Annotated in this window: 21 protein-coding genes; 18 read left to right on the plus strand and 3 right to left on the minus strand. The window is 69.6% G+C overall.

What is annotated here, in order from left to right; all coding sequences use genetic code 11:
* The first annotated feature begins 3 nt into the window (after positions 1-3).
* Positions 4-1,467 (plus strand): DUF5719 family protein, encoded by a 1,464-nt coding sequence (locus tag FGL98_RS15150; protein ID WP_222432200.1) that lies wholly within the window; start codon positions 4-6, stop codon positions 1,465-1,467.
* A gap of 134 nt (positions 1,468-1,601) precedes the next feature.
* Here FGL98_RS15150 and FGL98_RS15155 read toward each other — a convergent pair whose 3' ends face one another.
* Entirely contained in the window at positions 1,602-2,429 is an 828-nt protein-coding gene (locus FGL98_RS15155) for an SDR family oxidoreductase (RefSeq protein WP_146317922.1), read from the minus strand.
* A 7-nt stretch (positions 2,430-2,436) separates the two neighbouring features.
* Positions 2,437-2,823 carry a metallopeptidase family protein gene (locus FGL98_RS15160; RefSeq protein ID WP_246136573.1) on the minus strand — a complete coding sequence of 129 codons (387 nt, stop codon included), beginning with the start codon at positions 2,821-2,823 and terminating at the stop codon, positions 2,437-2,439.
* A 115-nt stretch (positions 2,824-2,938) separates the two neighbouring features.
* On the opposite strand from FGL98_RS15160, the gene FGL98_RS15165 reads away from it, so the two are divergent.
* The 17 genes from FGL98_RS15165 to FGL98_RS15245 all read left to right on the plus strand — a co-directional run bounded on the left by FGL98_RS15165 (position 2,939) and on the right by FGL98_RS15245 (position 20,949).
* Positions 2,939-3,274, plus strand: a complete 336-nt coding sequence (locus FGL98_RS15165; RefSeq protein ID WP_425460999.1) for a DUF3499 domain-containing protein — start codon at positions 2,939-2,941, stop codon at positions 3,272-3,274.
* Positions 3,275-3,295: 21 nt separating this feature from the next.
* Positions 3,296-4,735, plus strand: a complete 1,440-nt coding sequence (locus FGL98_RS15170; RefSeq protein WP_146317924.1) for a phosphomannomutase/phosphoglucomutase — start codon at positions 3,296-3,298, stop codon at positions 4,733-4,735.
* 10 nt (positions 4,736-4,745) lie between these two features.
* A complete protein-coding gene (locus FGL98_RS15175; RefSeq protein ID WP_146317926.1) occupies positions 4,746-4,955 on the plus strand; it encodes a Trm112 family protein in 210 nt (69 codons plus the stop codon).
* 3 nt (positions 4,956-4,958) lie between these two features.
* The gene (locus tag FGL98_RS15180) at positions 4,959-6,155 is read left to right on the plus strand and encodes an SIS domain-containing protein (protein ID WP_146317928.1); all 1,197 of its coding nucleotides are present in this window, start codon (positions 4,959-4,961) and stop codon (positions 6,153-6,155) included.
* Positions 6,156-6,254: 99 nt separating this feature from the next.
* Positions 6,255-7,058, plus strand: coding sequence for a tryptophan 2,3-dioxygenase (locus tag FGL98_RS15185; RefSeq protein ID WP_146318009.1), 804 nt, complete (start codon positions 6,255-6,257; stop codon positions 7,056-7,058).
* Between the two features lie 9 nt (positions 7,059-7,067).
* A complete protein-coding gene (locus FGL98_RS15190) occupies positions 7,068-8,438 on the plus strand; it encodes a mycothione reductase (RefSeq protein WP_146317930.1) in 1,371 nt (456 codons plus the stop codon).
* A 51-nt stretch (positions 8,439-8,489) separates the two neighbouring features.
* Positions 8,490-9,479 (plus strand): cation diffusion facilitator family transporter, encoded by a 990-nt coding sequence (locus FGL98_RS15195; RefSeq protein ID WP_146317932.1) that lies wholly within the window; start codon positions 8,490-8,492, stop codon positions 9,477-9,479.
* A gap of 9 nt (positions 9,480-9,488) precedes the next feature.
* Positions 9,489-10,031, plus strand: coding sequence for a DinB family protein (locus FGL98_RS15200; protein ID WP_146317934.1), 543 nt, complete (start codon positions 9,489-9,491; stop codon positions 10,029-10,031).
* Positions 10,032-10,226: 195 nt separating this feature from the next.
* On the plus strand, positions 10,227-11,660 hold the full coding sequence (ahcY, locus tag FGL98_RS15205; protein WP_146317936.1) for an adenosylhomocysteinase: 1,434 nt from the start codon (positions 10,227-10,229) through the stop codon (positions 11,658-11,660).
* A gap of 125 nt (positions 11,661-11,785) precedes the next feature.
* A complete protein-coding gene (locus tag FGL98_RS15210; RefSeq protein ID WP_146317938.1) occupies positions 11,786-12,877 on the plus strand; it encodes a VIT1/CCC1 transporter family protein in 1,092 nt (363 codons plus the stop codon).
* Between the two features lie 99 nt (positions 12,878-12,976).
* Positions 12,977-13,654, plus strand: a complete 678-nt coding sequence (gene mtrA / locus FGL98_RS15215) for an MtrAB system response regulator MtrA (protein ID WP_146317940.1) — start codon at positions 12,977-12,979, stop codon at positions 13,652-13,654.
* A gap of 40 nt (positions 13,655-13,694) precedes the next feature.
* The gene (gene mtrB / locus FGL98_RS15220; RefSeq protein WP_246136574.1) at positions 13,695-15,368 is read left to right on the plus strand and encodes an MtrAB system histidine kinase MtrB; all 1,674 of its coding nucleotides are present in this window, start codon (positions 13,695-13,697) and stop codon (positions 15,366-15,368) included.
* Positions 15,369-15,484: 116 nt separating this feature from the next.
* Positions 15,485-17,263, plus strand: coding sequence for an LpqB family beta-propeller domain-containing protein (locus FGL98_RS15225; RefSeq protein ID WP_186526191.1), 1,779 nt, complete (start codon positions 15,485-15,487; stop codon positions 17,261-17,263).
* Between the two features lie 89 nt (positions 17,264-17,352).
* Entirely contained in the window at positions 17,353-18,075 is a 723-nt protein-coding gene (locus FGL98_RS15230; RefSeq protein ID WP_146317943.1) for a ComF family protein, read from the plus strand.
* Between the two features lie 241 nt (positions 18,076-18,316).
* Entirely contained in the window at positions 18,317-18,994 is a 678-nt protein-coding gene (hpf, locus tag FGL98_RS15235) for a ribosome hibernation-promoting factor, HPF/YfiA family (protein ID WP_146317945.1), read from the plus strand.
* A gap of 12 nt (positions 18,995-19,006) precedes the next feature.
* Positions 19,007-19,750 (plus strand): response regulator, encoded by a 744-nt coding sequence (locus FGL98_RS15240; RefSeq protein WP_146317947.1) that lies wholly within the window; start codon positions 19,007-19,009, stop codon positions 19,748-19,750.
* 47 nt (positions 19,751-19,797) lie between these two features.
* Positions 19,798-20,949 (plus strand): winged helix-turn-helix domain-containing protein, encoded by a 1,152-nt coding sequence (locus FGL98_RS15245; protein WP_246136575.1) that lies wholly within the window; start codon positions 19,798-19,800, stop codon positions 20,947-20,949.
* A 47-nt stretch (positions 20,950-20,996) separates the two neighbouring features.
* Here FGL98_RS15245 and FGL98_RS15250 read toward each other — a convergent pair whose 3' ends face one another.
* The gene (locus FGL98_RS15250) at positions 20,997-22,691 is read right to left on the minus strand and encodes a GNAT family N-acetyltransferase (RefSeq protein ID WP_146317949.1); all 1,695 of its coding nucleotides are present in this window, start codon (positions 22,689-22,691) and stop codon (positions 20,997-20,999) included.
* Positions 22,692-22,771: the final 80 nt, after the last annotated feature.

Raw genomic sequence — 22,771 nt, forward strand, 5'->3', positions numbered from 1 at the left:
CTCGTGAAGGTCGGTGGCCCGGTGCGGGCACTGGTGACCGTGGCCGTGGGTGCGGGACTGGTCTACGGCGCGACCAACGCGGACGCACAGGTGTTCTGGACCCGACCCGGTGATGTGCAGCAGGTGAGCACGGCGTCGTCGGCGGCGCGCTCGCAGGTGGTGTGCCCCGGGCCGGATCGTCCGGGTTCCACGGGCACAGAGACCGATACCCAGCGCGTCGACATCCTGACCGCGCTGGCACCGAAGTCGGTGCTGTCAGCCGCGTCGGGCGGAGCCGGATCCGGGAAGGTGACGGCGACGCGACTGCCGGCCACCAGCGGTGGAGCCCCCAAGACCGTGACGGCTCGAGGCCGGCAGCTGGTTGACAGCGTGACCGGCGGTGGAGCCGTGCAGGTGACCGGCGTAGGCAGCGACGCGCGAGGTCTGCTCGCGATGCAGACCGCGACAGAGTCCACCCGGACCGGGCGCGGCAGCTCGCTGCTGGAGTGCACCGAGCCCGGCAGCGATGTGTGGCTGGCCGGTGGCGGGGCGCAGCCGGGTCGGCTCGCCCGGCTGGTGCTCACCAACCCCGGAGACGGCGCGATCAACGTCGATGCCGAGGTGCTCGGACATTCGGGCGTCAGCAAGTCCAAGAGCGCCCAGGATGTCGTGGTCCCGGCTCGCGGTCGCACCGTCGTGGTGCTCGGAGCGCTCGGTAGGGCCGCCGCCGACCCGATGATTCACGTCACCGCCACGGGCGGAGTTGTGCAGGCATCCCTCCTCGACACCTGGATGACCGGGGAGACCCGCGGCGGTGAGGAGCTGACGGGCCCGACGAGCGCGCCGGCAACCAGCCAGGTGCTGCCGGCAGTGACCGCCGCCGGCGCGCCGCCGCAGGTGCGGGTGGCGGTCCCGGGCACGTCAGAGGGCATCGTGCGAGTGCGCGCGACCAACACCGCCGGCGCCGTCGTCACCGACCAGGTCGCCACCGTCGCGGCTGGATCGACGGGTGTGGTGACCTTGCAGGGCCTACCCGAGGGCACCTACTCCGTCCAGGTCACCGCCGACGAGCCCGTGGTGGCCGCCGCGATCTCCCGCACGGCCACCTCCGGCACGTCCGATCTCGCGTGGATGCCGGCGGCGGCCCCGATCACGTCGTTGACCGGGTTCGCGCTGTCCACGCAGTCCCCGGGGTCGAATGCGGTGCTGATGCTGGCGTCGCCGGGCCGGCCGGCGACCGCTCGAGTCACCATGGTGTCGCCCGCCGGCGTGCCGACCACCAAGACGGTCACGGTCCCCGCCGACCGACCGGTCGCGCTGACCGTGACCTCGGCGGCGTCCGGCTGGGTGAGTGTCACCAAGGGTGCGCTGTACGCCGGCCTGGTCGACCACGGCAAGGACTCCTCGGGTCCGCTGCTCAGCAGCACCGCCCTGCACCCCGTGCAGGTGCGCTCCGATGTGCTGGACGCTCGGCCCGCGACTCCCTGACGTCGCTGGGTGAGGGCGCCGAGTCGCACTGCGCACGCTTCCCTGTCGCGCATCGAGTGGTCAAGGATGCACGGTTCGAGCGAGTGGGTGGCGTGCGTCTGTGACCACTCGACGAATCCGGTGGGGAAGGCCAGTCAGTTTGGCCGGGCCGCCAGCCACTCGGCATACGTGCGCCCACCGCGCACTGCGCCCGGACCCGGCAGGTTCGCGCCCGCCGCGAACGCCTTCAGGGCCCCGCCGACCGCGGGGAGGGGCAGCACGCGAGGTGTGCGACGGCCCTGGATGTGTGCGGTGAGCACGGCCAGGTCTCGGGCCGACTGGGTCTCGGGTCCGGCAAGCTCGATCGGTGCGGTGGCCGGCGTCTCGTCGAGGGCAACATCGACCAGACGAGCGGCCACCCATGCGGTGTCGCAGGAGGCGAAGCGCAGTCCGGAGAGCCCCAGACCGACCGGTCCGAGGTGCGCACCGCAGATGCGGGCGACCAGGTCGTGGAACTGGGTTGCCCGCACGATGACGTGCGGACGCCCGGAGCCGGTCACCACGGCCTCAGTGTCCGCCTTCACCTGGTAGTACGACATGGGACTGTCCCAGCAACCCACGATCGAGACGTAGACCAGGCGTGCGTCCGGATTCGCCTGGGACAGAACGTCGCACAGTCGTCTGGTGCCCTGCACGTCTACCTGCTGGGCGTGCGTCGGGTTGGAGGCGCAGTGGATGATCGCCTGCACCCCGGAGACGGCCTCGAGCAGACCGTCGCCGGTTGCCAGGTCACCCTCCACCTGCGGCACCGGCGAGGAGCCGGACGCGCGTCGCGTCAGCACCCGTGCGGGCACCTCGGAGCGGGTGAGCTCCTCCACGACCCGCAACCCGAGAGTGCCGGTCCCGCCGGTGACGAGCACGGGGGCGCGGCCCAAGCCGGGAAGCCCCGGAACCAGGGGTGGTGGGTCGGTCGGTCCAGCCATGATGGATTCAGTCCTCCAGGTCGTCCGGATGGATGCCGAGAACACTCGCCACCTGTTCGGCGACCACGTCGTCGATCAGCACGCACAGGTCGGCCTCATGCAGTGCACGAGACTCGATCGGACGGCGGTAGAGCACGATGCGTGCGGCGGTTGTGCGGGTCGCCGGGAAGGCTCGGCCGAGCGCGATCTGTGCTTCCCACGGCGCCGGATCGCTGGGCGGCACGTCCTCGACCGCGAACTCCAGGGACGCGAGCGGGCGGTGCAACCGGTGCTCGAGATGGTCCACGGAGTCCAGCACGAGCTCGTCGAAACGACTGGAACGGGATCGCATTGCCGGCACCTGCGGCCAGGCGATGGGACCACGGAAGCCCCGGCCATGGCGATCTGCGTGCATGCCCCGACTCTATCCGCCGGCCCTGGCCCCGGTGGTGGCCTCCCGCGGCGTGCCGACCGCCGGATGTCGACGGCGTCCCCTAGAGTCGGTGCGTGATGTTGACGAGGCGATGCGCATGCTGAAGCGGCAGTGCTCCAGGACTGCCTGCAAGGCGGCTGCAGTGGCGACGCTCACCTACGTGCAGGCGGAGCGGACGGCGGTGCTCGGGCCACTCGCGACCTACGCCGAGCCACACACCTACGACCTGTGCGCCGACCACACCAGGCGCCTGACGGCCCCGCGCGGCTGGGATGTCGTGCGGCTGGCCATCGATCTGAGCGAGCCGGAGCCGAGCGAGGACGATCTGCTGGCACTTGCCGACGCGGTGCGAGCGGCGGGCCGGCCCCGCCGGACGGAGCCGGCGCCGCAGCCGCCGGGGCGGCCCAGGCTGAGGGTCCTGCCAGACCTCTGATCCCACCGGTAGGCTCACCGTGTGACGAGTTCTCGGTTGGCCGACTTCGTGAAGGCCTATGACGTGCGCGGGTTGGTCGGGGAGCAGCTGGACGCGAGCGTGGTGCATGCCATCGGCTCGGCGTTTGCCCAGGTGATTGTTGCCCCGGAAGGCGCGAACGGCGTCGTGATCGGGCATGACATGCGCTGCAGCTCACCGGAGTTCGCCAGAGCGTTCGCGGACGGCGTCGCGACCCACGGCCTTGAGGTGACCCTGATCGGGCTGTGCTCCACCGACGGCCTCTACTACGCCAGCGGTGCCCTCGACCGCCCCGGTGCGATGTTCACCGCCAGCCACAACCCGGCCACCTACAACGGCATCAAGCTGTGCCGCGCCGGCGCGCGACCGGTCAGCGTCGAAACGGGGCTCGCGGAGGTGCGCGACCTGGCGCAGTGGATGCTCGACCGCGCCGACGTGCACGACCTCGGCGAGGCGGCGGACCCGGGTCGAATTGTCGAGCGGGACCTGCTGCTCGACTACGCCGCCTTCCTGCGCGGGCTGGTCGACCTGTCCGGGTCCCGGCCGCTGAGCGTCGTCGTTGACGCGGGCAACGGGATGGGCGGGCACACTGTGCCGGCCGTCCTCGGTGGCGGTGCGGGCCTGCCGGACCTGCCCCTGAAGATCCTGCCGCTCTACTTCGAGCTTGATGGCACCTTCCCCAACCACGAGGCAAATCCGCTCGAGCCGGAGAACCTCGTCGACCTGCAGCGCGCCGTGGTCGAGCAGGGCGCCGACTTGGGCCTCGCGTTCGACGGCGACGCCGATCGGTGCTTCGTGGTCGACGAGCTGGGCGCTCCGGTGCCACCCTCGGCGATCACCGCCCTGGTCGCCGGCCGGGAGATCGCCCGGAAGGTCGCCGGGGGACAGCAGGCCTCCGATGTGGCCGTCGTGCACAACCTGATCTCCTCGCGGGCGGTTCCCGAGATCATCACCGAGTCCGGCGCGCGTCCGGTCCGCACCCGGGTGGGGCACTCCTACATCAAGGCCCAGATGGCCGAGCACGGTGCGGTGTTCGGTGGCGAGCACTCGGCGCACTACTACTTCCAGGACTTCTGGTATGCCGACACGGGCATGCTTGCCGCGATGCACGTGCTTGCGGCGCTGGGGGAGCAGGACGTCCCGCTGTCACAGCTGGTGGCGGGGTACACCCGCTATGTCGCGTCCGGTGAGATCAACTCACGGGTCGACGACGTGGCCGCAGCCACCGACAGCGTGCGCTCATGGGCGATGGGACCTGGCGGTGTCGTCGAAGACCACCTCGACGGGCTGACGCTGACCCACGACGACGACCCGATGTGGTGGCTGAACCTGCGGGCCAGCAACACCGAACCACTGCTACGGCTCAACGTCGAGGCGGCCGATGCCGCGACGATGGAGCACGTGCGAGACTCTGCCCTTGACCTCATCCGCACCGCTTCCTGAGGAGTTCTTCATGAGCACATCCACGATCGAACCCTGGCTGCGGGAGATCCTGCGGTGCCCGGTCTGCCGGCACGAGCTGGTGGATGGGACGTCCCCCTCCGGTGACCCTGAGCTGCAGTGCGCGAAGGACTGCGAGGCGCCCGGTCAGCGGCGCGCCTACCGTATCGAGGACGGCATACCCGTCCTGTTGGCCGACGAGGCTCGCATCTTCACCGCCTGAGCCATGCCTCATCTCGACGAGTCCTTCATCGACAACACCGAGGAGCTCGCGCGGCGCGACACGCGAGATACGTTGCGGGCGCTGGCAACTGCGGGTGCTCAAGCGCGAGAAGCGGCCACGCTCGCGGGCGAGGCCGGAGTGGACCGGGTGGCCTCGGGCGAACGTCCGCGGTCCGTGCTCGTCGCCGCTCTGGGCGGCAGCTCGGTGGTTGCCGACGTGCTCGAGCTGTTGGCGGAGCCGGGCTCGCCGGTGCCGGTGACGGTGCGGCGGAACCTGCCGCTGCCCGGCTGGGTCGGCCCGCTGGACCTGGTGATCGCCGTGTCCCTGTCCGGGAACGCCGAAGGGCCGGTGGCCATCGCTCGGGAGGCGGCGCGCCGCGGCGCCGACCTGCTGACGGTGGGCGCGAGCGACTCGCTGCTCGCCGAGACCTGCCACCAGGCGCGCGGGGTGCACGTGGGAGTAGGCCGTGGACGGACGTCGAGTCGCACGTCCCTGTGGTCGCTGCTCACGCCGGTGCTGCTGGCGGCCGATCGCCTCGGGCTCGTCGACTTCGCCGATGCGGTGGTGCCAGAGGTCGCGGCGCGGCTCGACGAGCAGGCGGAGGTGTGCCGGCCGTCCTCGGAGTCGTTCGTCAACCCCGCGAAGCTGACCGCGCTGCAGCTGGCAGAGACCGTACCGGTGGTCCTCGGTGACAACCAGCTGACCGGTGTGGCCGCGATGCGTGCGGCCTCCATGCTGGCCCGCACCGCGCGGATGCCCACGACCTGGGGCGAGCTGCCCGATGCCGCGTCCCAGATCGTCGCGTGCTTCGACGGCCCGTTCACCGCCGGCGGGGGCGCCGGCGTGCGAGCACCCGGCGGCCGACCGGTCGGCGACCTGTTTGCCGACCCGTTCCTGGACGGGCCGGCCCAGCCGACCCTCGGCCTGCTGATGCTGCGCGATGCCCCGCCACAGGAGCACACGCACCAGGAGGACCAGCGGGTCGCACTCGCGGAGGCGTTGCTCGCGACGGCGCGTGCGGCCGGAGTCAAGGTGATCGAGTCCACCGCGCAGCCCGGTCACCCCTGCGTGCGGCTGGCCGAGCACCTGGCGATGCAGGACTTCGTGTCCACCTACCTGGCCATCGGGCTCGGGCTCGATCCCGCAGTCTCCCCGCACGTCGCCGACCTGCGCGACCGCACCAGGGACCTGGGCTACTAGACGCGACGTGCGGGGCTTCGTAGGTGACGGTGCAGTCACAACGTGCGGACACACGGTGCATCGGCTGGGTACGGTGGAAGAGTGACGAAGCACTCTTCCATGTCCTACGGCGACTACCTCGACCTGAGCACGTTGCTGTCCGCCCAGCATCCCCTCGCGGTGCCACCGCAGCACGACGAGCTGCTGTTCATCATCCAGCACCAGACCAGTGAGCTGTGGTTCAAGCTGGTGCTGCACGAGCTGCGTTCCGCGCGTGACCTGTTCACGCACGATAAGCTTCCGGTCGCACTCAAGCGCCTGGCGCGCGTCAAGCACATCCAGTCCACGCTCACCGAGCAGTGGACCGTGCTCGCGACCCTGACCCCGAGCGAGTACTCACAGTTCCGCCGGTTCCTCGCCACCTCCTCCGGGTTCCAGTCGGTGCAGTACCGCGCGGTCGAGTTCATCCTCGGCAACAAGAACCCCGACATGCTCCCGGTCTTCGACCAGCAGCCGGAGGCGCGCGTGATGCTGGCCACGATGCTGGCGGAGCCCAGCCTGTATGACGTGTTCATCCAGCTGCTCGCTCGGCGCGGATTCGACGTCCCCGCCGACCTGATCGAGCGCGACTGGTCGCAGCCCTACACCGTGCACGACGGTCTGATCGGCGTGTTCCGTGAGGTCTACGGCGATCCCGAGAAGCACTGGGACATCTACGAGACCTGCGAGGAGCTGGTGGATCTCGAGGACAACTTCCAGCTCTGGCGCTTCCGCCACCTCAAGACCGTCGAGCGCATCATCGGTCAGGCGCGCGGCACCGGCGGCAGCAGCGGGGTGCCCTTCCTGCGGCGGGCACTGGACCAGACCTTCTTCCCGGAGCTCTACAGCGTGCGCGGCGAGATCGCCGAAGGGGCGACCTCGTAGGCTGAGTGCGTGACGCATTACGACCTGGCCATCGTCGGCACCGGATCCGGCAACTCACTCGTGACGCCCGACTTCGACGACAAGCGGGTCGCGATCATCGAGAAGGGCATCTTCGGCGGCACCTGCCTGAATGTCGGATGCATTCCCACCAAGATGTTCGTGTATGCCGCGGAGGTCGCGCTGAGCGTTCGCGACGCCGCCCGCTACGGGGTCGACGCGACCCTCGACGGTGTGCGCTGGCGGGACATCCGCGACCGGGTGTTCGGGCGCATCGATCCGATCGCGCAGGGCGGTAAGGACTACCGCGTCAATGGCCTGAACACCACGGCCTACCTGGGCACGGCGCGCTTCACCGGACCGCGCGAGCTGGCCGTCGAGGTCGACGGCGAGACGCACCCGGTGACCGCCGACCAGATCGTGCTGTCGGTCGGCGCGCACGCCGTGGTCCCCGAGATGGTCACGCAGTCCGGTGTGCCCTACCAGACCAGCGACACGATCATGCGGATCGATGAGCTGCCGGCCTCGATGGTCATCCTCGGGGGAGGCTTCATCTCCTCGGAGTTCGCGCACGTCTTCTCGGCGTTGGGCGTCGACGTGACGGTCGTGACCCGGGGTCCGGCGCTGTTGCGCGCAGAGGACCGGGAGATCTCCGAGGCCTTCACCGAGCTGGCGACAAGGCAGTGGACCGTCCACCTCGATGCCCCGGTGGAGAAGATCAGCGGCGATGCGCGCAGTGTCACGCTCAGCCTGCCCGAAGGCCGCAGGGTGGAGGCGGAGATGCTGCTGGTAGCCACCGGCCGCGAGCCCAGCACCGCAGGGCTCGCCCTCGACAAGGCGGGGGTGCGCACCCACGACGACGGTCGGATCGTGGTCGACGAGTTCGGGCGCACCGATGCCGACGGGGTGTGGTCCCTCGGTGATGCCAGCTCCGAGCATCAGCTCAAGCACGTCGCCAACCACGAGGCACGCGCCGTCGCGCACAACCTGACCCACCCGGGTGACCTGCGCGCGTTCGATCACCGCTACGTGCCGTCCGCGGTGTTCACCCACCCGCAGATCGCGTCCGTCGGGCTGACCGAGCAGGAGGCGCGCGAGGCCGGGCATGATGTGGTGACCAAGACCCAGAAGTACGGCGACGTCGCCTACGGCTGGGCCATGGAGGACCAGACCAGCATCGCGAAGGTCGTCGCCGACCGAGCAACCGGGCAGCTGCTCGGGGCGCACTTCATGGGCCCGGACGCCAGCACGCTGGTCCAGCCGGTGATTCAGGCGCTGTCCTTCGGGCTCGGCGTCCGGGAGATGGCCAGGGGGCAGTACTGGATCCACCCGGCGCTGACCGAGGTGCTGGAAAATGCGCTGCTCGGACTCGACCTGGACTGAGTCGCCGGCGCGCGAGGACCTGCCCGGTGGGCGAGCCCCTACACTGCGTGCATGTCGACCGAGGGTGGCACGAAGGCGATCGTGGCGGCACTGGGTGCCAACCTCGGGATTGCCATCACGAAGCTGCTGGCCTTCCTGCTGACCGGGATGAGCTCGATGCTGGCCGAGGCCATCCACTCGTTCGCCGACTCCGGCAACCAGGTGCTGCTGCTGATCGGCGGGAAGCGGGCCCGGCGTGACGCGACGCCGGAGCACCCGTTCGGCTACGGCCGGGAGCGATACATCTACGGGTTCATCGTCTCGATCGTGCTCTTCTCCGTCGGCGGGCTCTTCGCTCTCTACGAGGCGTACCACAAGTGGCACGAGTCCCATACCGGTCATGGTGAATCACCCGGGGTGCACCAGGCCTGGTGGTGGGTGCCGCTGTTGGTGCTGGTCGTGGCGATCGGGCTGGAGAGCATGTCCTTCCGGACGGCGATCCGGGAGAGCAACCCACAGCGCGGCTCGGCATCGTGGGTGCAGTTCATTCGCGGTGCGAAGGCTCCCGAGCTGCCGGTCATCCTGCTGGAGGACTTCGCGGCGCTGATCGGCCTGGTCTTCGCCCTCTTCGGGGTCCTGCTGGCAGTGCTCACCGAGAATGCCGTGTGGGATGCGATCGGCACCGGGCTGATCGGCGCGCTGCTGGTGAGTGTGGCCGTCGTTCTCGCGATCGAGATGAAGTCCCTGCTGCTCGGCGAGAGCGCCGCACCGAGCACGGTGCGGGCGATCACCCAGGCGATCGAGGCCTCGGCCGGGGTCGACCGGATCATCCACCTCAAGACCTTGCACCTCGGGCCGGAGGAACTGCTGGTCGCCGCGAAGATCGCCATCAGCGGGGCCGACCGGGGCGCACAGATCGCTGCGACGATCGACGACTGCGAGCGCCGCGCCCGTGATGCGGTACCGGAGCTGGACCTGGTCGTCTACCTCGAACCGGACCTCGACCGTGCCGGACGTCCAACTGGTGCGCATCCACGGCGGCACGCGGACGAGGTCCAGTAGATTCTGCCCATGGGTGATCTACCTGACATCACACCCGACACCAAGGACTGGACCTGGACGGTGACGCGACGGTGCCCCGACTGCGCGGCCGACGCCGGCGAGGTGACCGGCGACCGGCTGGCCGACGCCATCCGTGCCGCGGTCGCGCCGTGGCCCGGTCGGCTGCAGTGGCCGCACGTCGACGCCCGCCCGGCGCCGACGACCTGGTCGCCGGTTGAGTACGCCTGCCACGTGCGGGACGTCTGCCGGGTGTTCGACGGCCGGCTGCACCTGATGCTGGACCGCGACGATCCGCCGTTCCACAACTGGGACCAGGACGCGGCATCGGTTGCCGGCCGGTATGCGGATCAGGACCCCACCCGCGTCGGCTCCGAGATCATGCAGTCGGCCGAGCAGCTCGCCACATCGTACGGCCGGGTCACGGGCGGCCAGTGGGATCGCACGGGACAGCGCGGCGGCGGCGCGCGGTTCACGGTGCTGACGCTCGGCCAGTACTGCTTGCACGATCTGGTGCACCACCTGCACGACGTCGGAGTGAGCATCGGGCGCTGAGCCTGCACGCAGCACCCTCGCGCATTCCGTAGGATGGGGTCGCCCGGCGTTGGTGATGACCTCGCGGGAGCAGAGAATGCTCCACAGCCCAGAGGGGCGCGCCGTGACAGCACGCTCAGACGCTCGCACCCGCGACCGCCTGTGACGCCGCCTGTCTGCACGGCAGGTTCGACAACGAGAAGGAGACGGACAGACATGTCCTTCGACTACAAGGTCAAAGACCTCGGTCTTGCCGAGGCCGGCCGCCACCAGCTGCGGCTCGCCGAGCACGAGATGCCCGGGCTCATGGCACTTCGCGAGGAGTTTGCGGCGAGCAAACCGCTCGCCGGCGCCAGGATCGCCGGTTCGCTGCACATGACGGTGCAGACGGGGGTGCTCATCGAGACGCTCGTCGCGCTCGGCGCGGAGGTCCGCTGGGCCTCCTGCAACATCTACTCGACTCAGGACGAGGCCGCCGCGGCGGTCGTCGTCGGCCCGCACGGCACACCGGAGGACCTGCAGGGCGTGCCGGTCTTCGCGTGGAAGGGCGAGACGCTCGCGGAGTACTGGGACTGCACCAACCGGGCGCTGACCTGGCCGGGTGAGGGCGCCAACATGATCCTCGACGACGGTGGCGACGCCACGATGCTGGTCCACAAGGGCCGCGAGTGGGAGGCCGCCGGCCAGGTGCCGCCCGTCACCGACGACGACTCCGAGGAGTTCGGGGTCTTCAAGGCGCTGGTGAGCGACACTCTCAAGCAGGACCCGAAGAAATGGACCACGATCGCGGCCGAGATCAAGGGCGTGACCGAGGAGACCACCACCGGCGTGCACCGGCTTTACGAGTTGGCGAAGACCGGCGAGCTGCTGTTCCCGGCGATCAACGTGAACGACTCGGTCACCAAGAGCAAGTTCGACAACAAGTACGGATGTCGGCACAGTCTCGTCGACGGGCTCAACCGCGCCACCGACGTGCTCATCGGCGGCAAGGTTGCTGTGGTCTGCGGCTACGGAGACGTCGGCAAGGGCTGCTCGCAGTCGCTCGCCGGCCAAGGCGCGCGAGTGATCGTCACCGAGGTCGACCCGATCTGCGCCCTGCAGGCCGCCATGGAGGGCTTCCAGGTCGCCAAGCTCGAGGACGTCGTCGGGATCGCCGACATCTTCGTGACCACGACCGGTTGCTTCAATGTCATCACGGCCGCGCACATGCAGCAGATGAAGAACAAGGCGATCGTGTCCAACATCGGCCACTTCGACAACGAGATCGACATGGCCGGTCTCGCGAAGGTGCCCGGCGTGACCAAGACCGAGATCAAGCCGCAGGTGCACGAGTGGGCGTTCTCGAACGGCGACAGCATCATCGTCCTGTCGGAGGGCCGTCTGATGAATCTCGGCAACGCGACCGGCCACCCGTCCTTCGTGATGTCGAACTCCTTCGCGAACCAGACGATCGCGCAGATCGAGCTGTTCACCAAGCCCGGTGAGTACAGCAAGGACGTCTACACGCTGCCCAAGCACCTCGACGAAAAGGTTGCCCGCCTGCACCTCGACGCACTCGGCGTGCGGCTCACCGAGCTGACCAAGGAGCAGGCCGAGTATCTCGGCGTCGACGTCTCCGGCCCGTACAAGCCGGAGCACTACCGGTACTGAGCCCTTGTGCTCGGCTCCTTGGCAGTGGATCAGCCCGGTTCGCCGGGCTGATCCACTGCCTGCGAGGTCTTCGCTGGGGCGATCCTGGAGGCCCTCGGCCGGAGCGACCGACCGAAGGAAACGCCATGTCCCCTGACACCACCGAGCCGAATCCTCCAGAACCATCGAAGGCGCAGATCCGCCGGTGGCGGCAGTACCTGGCCGACGAGCGGGCCGAGGCCGCCGTCTACCGCGACCTGGCCGGGCGCCGGGCAGGTGAGGAGAAAGAGATCCTGCTCGGCCTGGCGGAGGCGGAGACCCGCCATGAGCGGCACTGGATCGACCTCCTCGGCGACCGGGTCGGCAAACCGCGCCGTGGGGACGCGCACACCCGGTTTCTGGGGTTCCTCGCCCGCCGATTCGGGTCCGTGTTCGTTCTGGCACTCGTCCAGCGTGCCGAGACTCGTTCGCCGTACGACAGCGAACCCGATGCCACCCCCGAGATGGCTGCCGACGAACGGATCCATGTCGAGGTCATCCGTGGCCTCGCGACGCACGGGCGAAGCCGCCTCTCGGGATCCTTTCGCGCCGCGGTCTTCGGCGCCAACGACGGCCTGGTCAGCAACCTGTCCCTGATCCTCGGCGTCGGCGCATCCGGGGTCGCCAGCAACATCATCCTGCTGACCGGCGTCGCCGGTCTCCTCGCCGGGGCGCTCTCGATGGGTGCCGGGGAATACGTGTCGGTCCGGTCGCAACGAGAGCTCCTCGAAGCATCGACGCCGGACCCGGAGGCCCGGCACGTTCTCCCGGATCTGAACATCGACGCCAACGAGCTCGCCCTGCTCTACCGGTCCCGAGGCATGAACCCGCACGAGGCGGAGGCCCAAGCTTCCGCGGTCCTTCGTGAGGGGAGCTCCGGACAAGGCGCCGAATCGCCGGGCCGAGATGAGCATGAGGCCGTGGGGACCGGCTTCCGGGCTGCGATCTCCTCGTTCTGCTTCTTCGCCGCCGGCGCGGTCGTCCCCGTGCTGCCCTACCTGTTCGGACTGCACGCCTTGACCGCGGTCTTCGTTGCTGCCGCCCTTGTGGGCCTCACCCTGCTGGGGACCGGAGCGATCGTCGGCCTGCTCTCCGGCGGCCCGCCCCTGCAACGCGGTCTCCGCCAGCTGATGATCGGATATGGTGCGGCCGCGGTCACCTATCTCCTGGGCCATCTGGTCGGTGTCGGCGGGGCCTGACCGACGATCCGGACACGGGGCGCGGTTTGAGCGGGTGACGCCCGGCGCAGTGTGTGAAGATTATCGAAAGGCTTCGTGTACGGAAGGAACCACACGTCTATGAACGGTCGCGTGCTGATTGTCGACGACGACCCGTCGCTGGCGGAGATGCTCGGCATCATTCTGCGCAGTGAGGGCCTCGACGTCAGTCACTGTGCCGACGGCACCGGGGCGCTTGAGGCATTCCGGGAGCACCGCCCGGACATTGTGCTGCTCGATCTGATGCTGCCTGGAGTGGACGGGGTCGAGGTATGCCGGCGCATTCGCGCGGAGTCTGTCGTGCCCATCGTCATGCTGACCGCACGCACGGACACCACGGATGTGGTGTCCGGGCTCGAGTCCGGCGCCGACGACTATGTCACCAAGCCGTTCAATCCGCAGGAGCTGGTGGCCAGGGTCCGGGCCAGGTTGCGCCGTGGGGATGAGCCCGAGGCGGAGACGCTTGAGGTCGGCGACCTGACGATCGACGTGCCCGGGCACTCGGTCAAGCGGGGTGCGGCCCCGATCTCGCTCACGCCCCTGGAGTTCGACCTGCTCGTGGCGCTCGCGCGAAAACCGTGGCAGGTCTTCACCCGTGAGGTGCTGCTCGAGCAGGTCTGGGGCTACCGTCATGCCGGTGACACTCGGCTGGTCAATGTGCACGTGCAGAGGCTGCGTTCCAAGGTCGAAACGGATCCGGAACACCCGGAGATCGTCGTCACCGTGCGAGGGATCGGGTACAAGGCCGGATCGTCGTGAGGTGCTCGCGCAAGACCCATGACGCGGTGATGTGCGGGCCATGAGCCGGATGGATACCGTCGGCAGCTGGACTCGCCGGGCGGCACGCTTCCTCTACCGCCGCTGGCGGCAGTCATTGCCGTTGCGGGTGGTGACGATCACGACCATCGTCGGCGGACTGTTCACCCTGGCGCTGGGCACCTACATGTACCAGCAGATCGCCGACGGACTGGTGCACAGCAGCATGGCGTCGGCCGAGCAGCAGTCGCTCGTCAAGCGGGCCGCCGCGCAGAACATCTTCTTGAACACCGACCGCACGGATCCGGCGTCACTGAAACTGGTGGCAGGGCAGACGGTGCAGTCGATCGGCTCAACCGGCGACGACCCGTCCGTCCTGGTGGTCCTGCAACAGTCGTTGAACAACACCTATCAGGCACTGCCGAGGATCAGCTCCGGCGGAGTCAGCCCGGACATCGTGCCCTCCGACATCGTCCATGCGCTCGCGAAGGACCCTGCTCATCAGCAGGTCGAAATCATCACCGCTCCGTACAAGGGCCGGCAGGGCGTGCCGGCCGTGCTGGTGGGCTCGCGCATCACGGTCCCGAACGCGGGCGAGTACGACCTCTACCTCATCTACTCGATGGCCCCCGAGCAGCAGTCGCTCAACATCGTCAAGGGGTCGCTCCTTGCCGGCGGCCTGGCGCTCCTGCTGCTGCTCGCCGGCCTGGCCTACCTGGTCACCCGTATGGTGGTCGCCCCGGTCCGCGCCGCGGCGCACGTCTCCGAGCGGCTGACCGCCGGAGCCCTCAATGAGCGCATGCAGGTGTCCGGTGAGGACGACCTGGCCCGGCTGGCAACGTCGTTCAACGCGATGGCCGACAGCCTGCAACGGCAGATCCGCCAGCTGGAGGACCTGTCGCAGTTGCAGCAGCGTTTCACCTCGGACGTCTCACACGAGCTGCGGACGCCCCTGACGACCATCCGGATGGCCGCCGACCTCATCCATGCGAGCCGGGATGACTTCACCGCCCAGGTCTCTCGGTCATCCGAGCTGTTGCACCGGGAGCTGGGGCGGTTCGAGTCTCTGCTCACCGACCTCTTGGAGATCAGCCGCTTCGACGCCGGCGCCGCCGCGCTGACGACCGAGACGGTGGACCTGCGGGTCATCGTCGGGAGTGTCGCCGAGGGCGCCGCGTCGCTGGCCGATCGGGCCGGGACGCAGCTGCGCGTGCATGCCCACACGCCCGCGCTTGCCCCGATGGACTCCCGTCGCATCGAACGGATCGTGCGCAACCTCGTCACCAACGCCATCGAGCACGGCGAGCGGCGGCCGATCGACATCTCCGTCGGCGTCAGCGCCACCGCGGTGGCCGTATCGGTGCGGGACTACGGAGTGGGCCTGAAACCGGGAGACCAGGCGATGGTCTTCAACCGCTTCTGGCGAGCCGACCCCGCGCGTGCCCGAACCACCGGTGGCACCGGCCTCGGACTGTCGATCTCGCTGGAGGACGCCCAGCTGCACGACGGGTGGTTGCAGGCGTGGGGCGAGGTCGGCCGCGGGGCCTGCTTCCGTCTCACCCTGCCGCGCAAGGCGGGCGTGCCGATCCGCCATTCACCGGTGTCGCTGTCTCCGGACGCGGCCGCTCGGGGGAAGCTGCCGACCGGCACCGGCGGCCAGACCGGCGGTGTGCCGCCCGGGGCGCCCGTCAACCTGCAGCTTCGGCCACCAACATGAGCACCCCACAAAGAACACCCCACAAAGTTCGACCTCGTGCCTCGGCCGATACTTTGCGGGGACCCCATTCTCCGCTCGTCGGCTCGCTCCGATCCGGTCTGGGCCGGCTGGTGCGGATGCTGCTCGCGCTGCTGGTCGTCGCCGTGCTCGCGGGCTGCGCCGGGCTGCCGACCAGAAGTGGGGTCAAGGCGGAGCAGGCGATCAGCAGCTCCCCGGTGGAGAGTCCGCCCAACGTCTTCCCGAACCCGCCGCAACCGGGCGAGGGCCCCCGGGAGCTCGTCGGCGACTTTCTCAAGGCCAATGCCAGCCCGGACGAGGACTATCGAGTCGCTCGCCTCTACCTGACGAGTGCCGCCAGCAATACGTGGAACCCCACTGGGCGCAGCACCACCGTCACGACAGGGGAGCAGGACTACAACATCGTCGAGACCTACGACGGTCCGGTTCAGGTCACCGGCCGGGCCCTGGCAACGCTGGACAGCAACGGTCACCTGACCCAGCTGCGGACCCACGAGAAGATCCAGTCGGGGTTCCATCTGGCGAAGGTCAAGGGGCAGTGGCGCATCGCCAGGCTTCCGCGCGACTTCGGGTCCTGGATGAGCCTGTCCGACTTCAACCGGCTGTTCGTGAGCCGGCAGGTGTACTTCGCGGACACCTCGACGCACGCGCTGGTGCCGGACACCCGCTGGTACCTCACGAGGGGAGGCGAGGCGACCGCCCTGGCCCGCGCCGTGCTGGGCGGCGTCCCGTCGTGGATGACGGGTATGGCGTACCGGTCCATGCCGCCGGGCACCCGGCTCGAGGTCGATGCGGTCCCGGTCGACAACAACGGGCTCGCCCAGGTCGACCTGTCACAACAGGCGCTGCAGGCGGACTCGACGACCCGCCGCGCCGTCTGGGCGGCGATGATCCAGACGCTCGATCAGCTCCCGCAGGTCCGCAACGTTGAGCTCACGGTGGGGGGCAGCCCACTCGCGGTGGGCACCAGCTCGGAGGACATCACCGACATCAGCGCACTCGGTTACCAGAGCCATACACCGACAAATGGCCCGATCCTCATCCGCAACGGCGACACCCTCAGCTGGGGCAACCCGCTGAACACCGTGGGTTCCCCTGGGCCGATCAAGCCGCTGCCCGAGGCTCGTGCATCGCTGCCCACGCTCAATCACAACTGGTACATGCTGGCGGCTGGACCCGTGGGCCGCCAGCTTGCCGCCATCTCCGGGGACCGCAAGTCGCTTGGCCGGTGGATCAACGGGAAGCTGAGCGTCCAGTCCTTCGGCACCGGCCTGACCCAGCCGACCTTTACTCCGTTCGGGGAGCTCTGGGTCGCGGGCCGGCCGTTGTCCGAGACCGGGCCGGCACCCAGCCAGAACGGGGGCGCGGTCTGGGTGATCGATACGGCGTTGCCTGCCGCCCGGGCGCAGCCGCAGGTGGTGTCGACTCCCTGGCTCGGTTCGTCGCAGGTGGTGGCGATGAAGGCGTCTGCCGAGGGTGAACGGATGGCCATGGTCGTGCAGACCCCGACGGGGTCCACCCGGCTGCTGCTGTCTGCCATCGTACGCAACGCGAAGGGAGTCCCGGTCGCCCTCAGCACTCCGCAGCAGGAGGGCCTTCCCATCACGGGGATGACCGATGTCACCTGGCTGGACCCGGCCACGGTCGCGGTGCTGGGAATTGACCCCACCAGCCCGGTTCTGCAGCCGATCACGGTGCCGCTCGGTGGGGTGTCGACCCCACTCGGGCTGGCACCGGGTGCGCAGTTCATCGTCGGGCAGGGCGCGGGACTCAGCAATGTCTACATCATGACCAACAAGCAGACCGTGCTCGAGCGGTCGGGACAGCGCTGGCAGGTCTTCGGCACCGGGTCGGCCATCGTCGTCCCCGGCGCCTAGACATCCACAGCCGGTCGGCCTGCTCGGCGGCGTCCACAGCGGCGCGCGAGGGCCGGTGCGAGGACCACCCCGAGTGATCCACTGTGGTTGTGCGGTGCTGGGCGGGTCTGGATGCCGTGATCGAGCTGGCGCTGCCCCGCAGCTGTGCCGGGTGCGGCCTGGCCGGAGTCATGTTGTGTGGGCGCTGCGAGGCCGAGGTTGTGGCAGTCCTCCGGACGCAGGCGCGGCGCACCGAGCCACGACCCGTCCCGGTCGGGTTTCCGCCGACCTGGTCTCAGAGCGCCTACGAGGGCGTCACGGCCGCGCTGCTGAAGGCGTACAAGGACGGCGACCGACCGGACCTCGCCCGGAGGCTGGCGCAGCTGGTGCGGGCCGGGTTGGCGCAGGTGCTGTCCGACGACAGCCGGGTGGCAACGGCCGCCGTGGAAGGGCGTCTCATGGTCGTGTCGGTCCCGGCCTCCGCCCGAGCCAAACGGCAGCGCGGGCGAGACCCGGTCGCCGACCTGGTCGGGGTCGCGCTGCGACGGCAACGCCTGCTGGTGCAGGTGGCGCCCTTACGAGTGCGGCGCCGGGTGCAGGACCAGGCCACCCTCGGGGCGGGCGCGCGAGCCGACAACCTGCGGGGATCGATGACGACTCGGCGCACGGCTGCGCGGCGGGTCGACGGCGCCGTCTGCATCGTGGTCGACGACATCGTCACGACCGGAGCGACTCTGGTGGAGGCCTGCCGTGCGCTGCAGGAAGCGGGCGCGCAATACGTGGTGGCGACGACCATCGCGGCAACACGCCGACGTCATCCGCCGGGGTCCTGAGCCGGGGGAACTGCGGCATCCAGCGCAATGCGCGGTCCACCGGGCGGACCCGGATCGGCCATCTGAGGTCCGTCCATTTACTCGCTGCGGTTCGTGGTCTACCGTCAGGTTATGGAGCACCCGCTGCCTTCGCTGCAGCGACCGGTGCGTGCCGATGAAGCCCTCCTGAAGGGGGTGATCTTCGCCGCGACAGGGCCCCGCGAGCCCGCACTCAACGCGTAAGACCCCAAGGAGGTTACTCATGGAGATCACCGTTACCGGACGTCACGTCCCGGTACCCGAGCGCTTTCGCCGCCACATCGAGGAGAAGCTCGCCAAGGTCCCACAGCTGGATCCGCGCGTTACCCGGTGCGATGTCGTCGTCACGCACGAGGCGAACCCGAGGCAGGCAAAGGAAGCGGAACGAATAGAGATCACCTGTCACGCCAAGCGCTCGGTGATTCGTGCCGAGGCAAGTGCCGACGACGTCTATGGCGCCCTTGACCTGGTGTCCACCCGGCTCGCGGAGCGACTGCGACGGCAGCACGACAAGCGGCGGGTCCACCGCGGACGGCGGCAGCCCCTGTCCGTGCATGACGCAACGGCCCGGCTCGAACCCCCGCTCAACGGTGCGGCGAGCGACGACGCGGGTCGGCTGCCTGCTCACATCGAGGCCGTCGGCGGCGACGAGGACTGCCCGATCGAGCTGCGCGAGAAGGTGCACGCCAGCCCTCCGATGGGAGTCGACCAGGCCCTGAACGAGATGGAGCTGGTCGGGCACGACTTCTACCTGTACCAGGATCACGAGACCGGTCGCCCGAGCGTCGTGTACCGTCGCCGAGGCTGGTCCTACGGCGTGATCCAGCTCGACATCCAGGACTCCGAGAAGGAGCCGGGATCCGGTACCACCGAACAGCAGAAGGTGACGACAGCACGATGAGCAGCATCTTCCGTGACTGACGCACCACCTCCGGAGCGCGGGGCCGACCAGCAGTCGGCCCCGCGTGCTGGCGTGCCGGCACCGATCCGCGTGCTGCTGGTCGATGACTACGCGATCTATCGGCGCGGCGTCGAGACGGTGCTCGCACTCGAGGACGACATCGAGGTTGTCGCCCAGGCCGGCGGCTGCGCCGAGGCGATTGCCGCCGCGGAGCTCGTCGCACCCGATGTCGTCGTCCTCGACATCTGCCTGCCGGACGGCTCCGGCACCGACGCCTGCGCCCGGATCAAGGATGCCGCCCCGAGCGCGCAGATCCTGATGCTGACCGCCTCGGACGACGACGCCGACCTGGTGGCGGCGATTCGCGCGGGCGCGACCGGCTACCTGCTGAAGGATGTCGGCCCGGAGCAGCTGCCCAGTGCGATCCGCTCAGTTGCCTCCGGTCACGCCCTGCTGTCACCGGCGCTCGCCTCCACCCTCCTGGCCGAGTTCTCCCAGCTGGTTCGCTCCGAGCCGGATATTCGGCCCAGCCCACCGCCACCGCGGCTGACCGCCCGCGAGCGTGAGGTCCTGGTCCAGGTGGCCCGGGGCTGGTCCAACCGGCGGATCGCCGAGGAGCTGTTCATCTCGGAGAACACCGTGAAGAACCACGTGCGCAACATCCTGGAGAAGCTGGCGCTGCCCAGCCGGATGGAGGCCGCGGTGTATGCGATGCGCGGAGGGCTCATCGACGATCCCCGGGACGGGTCGGAGTGACCGCGGGGACCGAACGTCTGAGCCGGCCCGCAGCCCGACGGATCGCCTTGGCAGCACAAGGGTTTGCCGACCCTCGTCCCGAGCCGTATGCCGCGACGTCGCGGCAGCTGCAGCGCGTTGTCGACCGGGTCGCGGTGATCCAGATCGACAGCGTCAATGTCCTGACGCGCAGCCAGTACCTGCCGTTCTTCTCCCGGCTCGGCCCCTACGACCCGGCGTTGCTGGACCGGGCGCGAGACCGTGCGCCACGCCGGCTGGTGGAGTACTGGGCGCACGAGGCCAGCCTGGTGTCGCCCACCACCTGGCCGCTGCTCGACTTCCGGATGCAGCGCGCCGTGCAGGACTCGTGGGGCGGAATGCAGCGCGTCGCCCGGGACCACCCCGACCTGGTGGCCGCGGTGCGCGCCGAGGTGCAGCGGCGCGGACCGCTGACCTCCCGCGAGGTCGAACGACGCCTTGAGCACGACGTGCCGCGCAGCAAGGACGACTGGGGGTGGAACTGGAGCCTGGTCAAGAGCGCCCTGGAGCACCTCTTCTGGGCCGGCGAGATCAGCAGCGCGGGCCGGACCTCCCAGTTCGAGCGACGCTACGACGCGGTTGCCCGGGTCCTGCCCAAACCGATGCGTCACCTGGTGGACCCCGGTCGGCGCCCGCCTCCTGCCGAGGCCTTCATCGAGCTCATGCGCATCGCCGCCCGCGCGCACGGCGTCGGCACCGAGCAGTGTCTGCGGGACTACTTTCGGCTCAGTCCGACACAGGCGCGGCCGGCCCTGCAGACGCTCGTCGACACCGGAGAGCTGCGGCCGGTGACGATCGACGGGTGGCGGCGCACGGCCTACCTGCACGTCGACGCACGCCGGCCGCGCGGCGTCCACGCCGAGGCGCTGCTCAGCCCGTTCGACTCGCTGATCTGGCAGCGGGACCGCACGGCCGCCCTCTGGGACTTCCACTACCGGCTGGAGATCTACGTGCCGCGGGAGCAGCGCGTGCACGGCTACTACGTGCTGCCGTTCCTCTACGGCGACGCCCTGGTGGGGCGGGTCGATCTGAAGGCCGACCGGCAGGCGCGGGTGCTGCGGGTGCAGTCCACGCACTGGGAGGATGGTGCGCCGGCCGCGGCGCGACCGGCCCTGGACCGGCAGCTGGCGGCCTTGGCGGACTGGCTCGACCTGGATGCGGTGTCCTGCGCCGCAGCCTGACCCCCGAGACGCCGCGAGACGCGAGTAGCTGCCCTGTGAGGTCTGGTTCAGTCGGTGAGGTCGCTCGCCAGCAGCTCGTAGTACGCGCCGTCCGAGTAGGTGCCGTCGGCCCGCGAGTACGCCTGTCGATCCGTGCCCCAGCGCGCGAATCCGGCCCGCTCGAGCAGTTGCTGGGACGCGATGTTCGACAGATCCGTGCCTGCGTGCAACCGGGTCAGGCCCATTCCGCCGTCCGCGGTCGGCAGGAAGGCGTGCGTGACGGTGGCCGCCAGCGCCTCGGTGACGTAGCCGCGGCCTCGCGCGTCGACGTGCAGCCAGTAGCCGATCTCGGCGTTGGTCGGTGTGCCCTCACCGATGCCGAAGATGCCGATGCTTCCCAGGGCCGCGTCGGTGGCCCGGTCGGCGATGCACCAGTCGAGCACTGTGCCCGAGTCGCGCAGGGACTGTCTGCGGGCCAGCCAGTCGTCGAACGTCTCGGCGATCGGCTGGGCACCTGCCGGCAGGTACAACGCGCTGGCGACGTCCAGCCGCTGATCGGGGCGTGGCCGGTCGCTCTGCCGCCAGGGGCGCAGGGTGAGCCGGTCGGTATGTAGCGTCGGCACCGGGCGGGGGACCACGCGCGTCGCGAAGCGGTCGTCGGACGCCAGCAGCTCGAAGGAGAGGGCACCGGTAGGCGGACCGTCGTCATGGGCGAGCACCTCGCGCTCGGTCGCGGAGAGGCGGAACCCGGCGCGTCGCAGCGTGCGCTGTGAGGCGGGGTTCTCGGCGTCCGTGCCGGCCTGCAGGCGGTGCAGCCCGAGGCCGCCCTTGTCCCGGGCGGAGAAAGCGTAGGGGATCAGTGCGTCCAGAGTGTGCTGGACCAGGCCCTTGCCGCGCGCGGCGGGAGCGATCCAGTACCCGAGCAGCCCGCTGCCGCGCGTGAAGTCGACCTGCAGGCGAACGACCTGCACGTGACCCAGCGGACGATCGGTCTCTGCGCCGGCGATGCACCAGAAGATCCCTTCGCCGCCGGCCATCCGCTCCAGCCTGCATCGATGCCACTCGGTGTACTCCTGTGGCTCGGGCCACATGCCTTCCGCGAATCGCTGTGCCGCTGCGTCCGGACCGACCGGTGGGGTGTCGTCCGGACGCCACGGACGCAGCCGGATCCCGGCTCCTTCGAGCATCGGTGGGACGAACCAGCGGTGCGCCGGCTCCCGTGGCTGGTCGTGGTGCAGGTGACCGAACCACAGGTCGTCCGGCGCGCCCGCTCCGGTTGGATGCATCGCCGGCCAGGTGCCGTCGACCTGGAAGCCGTTCGCCCAGGCGACTCGGCGGGAGGCGAAGTTGCCGGCCGCCGCGCGCCAGGCGAGGGTGCGTAGGCCGAGAACGTCGAATCCGTGCTCGATCACCAGGCGTGCGGCGCGACTCATCACACCCTTGCCGCGGATCGCGGGGTGGGCGCCATATCCCAGCTCGGCCGTGGTCGCGGTGAGATGGTGAAGCCCGATCGAACCCGCGAACTGTCCATCCACCTCGATGGCCCACTGACGGCCGCCGGCATCGTCCTGCCAACTGGTGCGCACCGAGTCCAGAAACTCCCGCGCCTGCTGCTCGGCATACGGCCGGGGGAGCGGCACCCACCGGGTCGATCGCGGATCGTTTGCGAACTCCACGATCCGGCGCAGGTCCGACTCGCGGTGGGCGCGGAGGGTCACCTCGCCATGGGTGAGGGTCGGCACGTCGTCGGGGAAGCGCGGCATGGAGCAAGACAAGCAGATGTGTCTGCACGGTTCCTCCGATTTTCCCGCGAGTGCCGATTTTTGGATCGCATCCCCCGTAT

Source organism: Leekyejoonella antrihumi, from assembly GCF_007845645.1.
Lineage (GTDB): Bacteria > Actinomycetota > Actinomycetes > Actinomycetales > Dermatophilaceae > Leekyejoonella > Leekyejoonella antrihumi.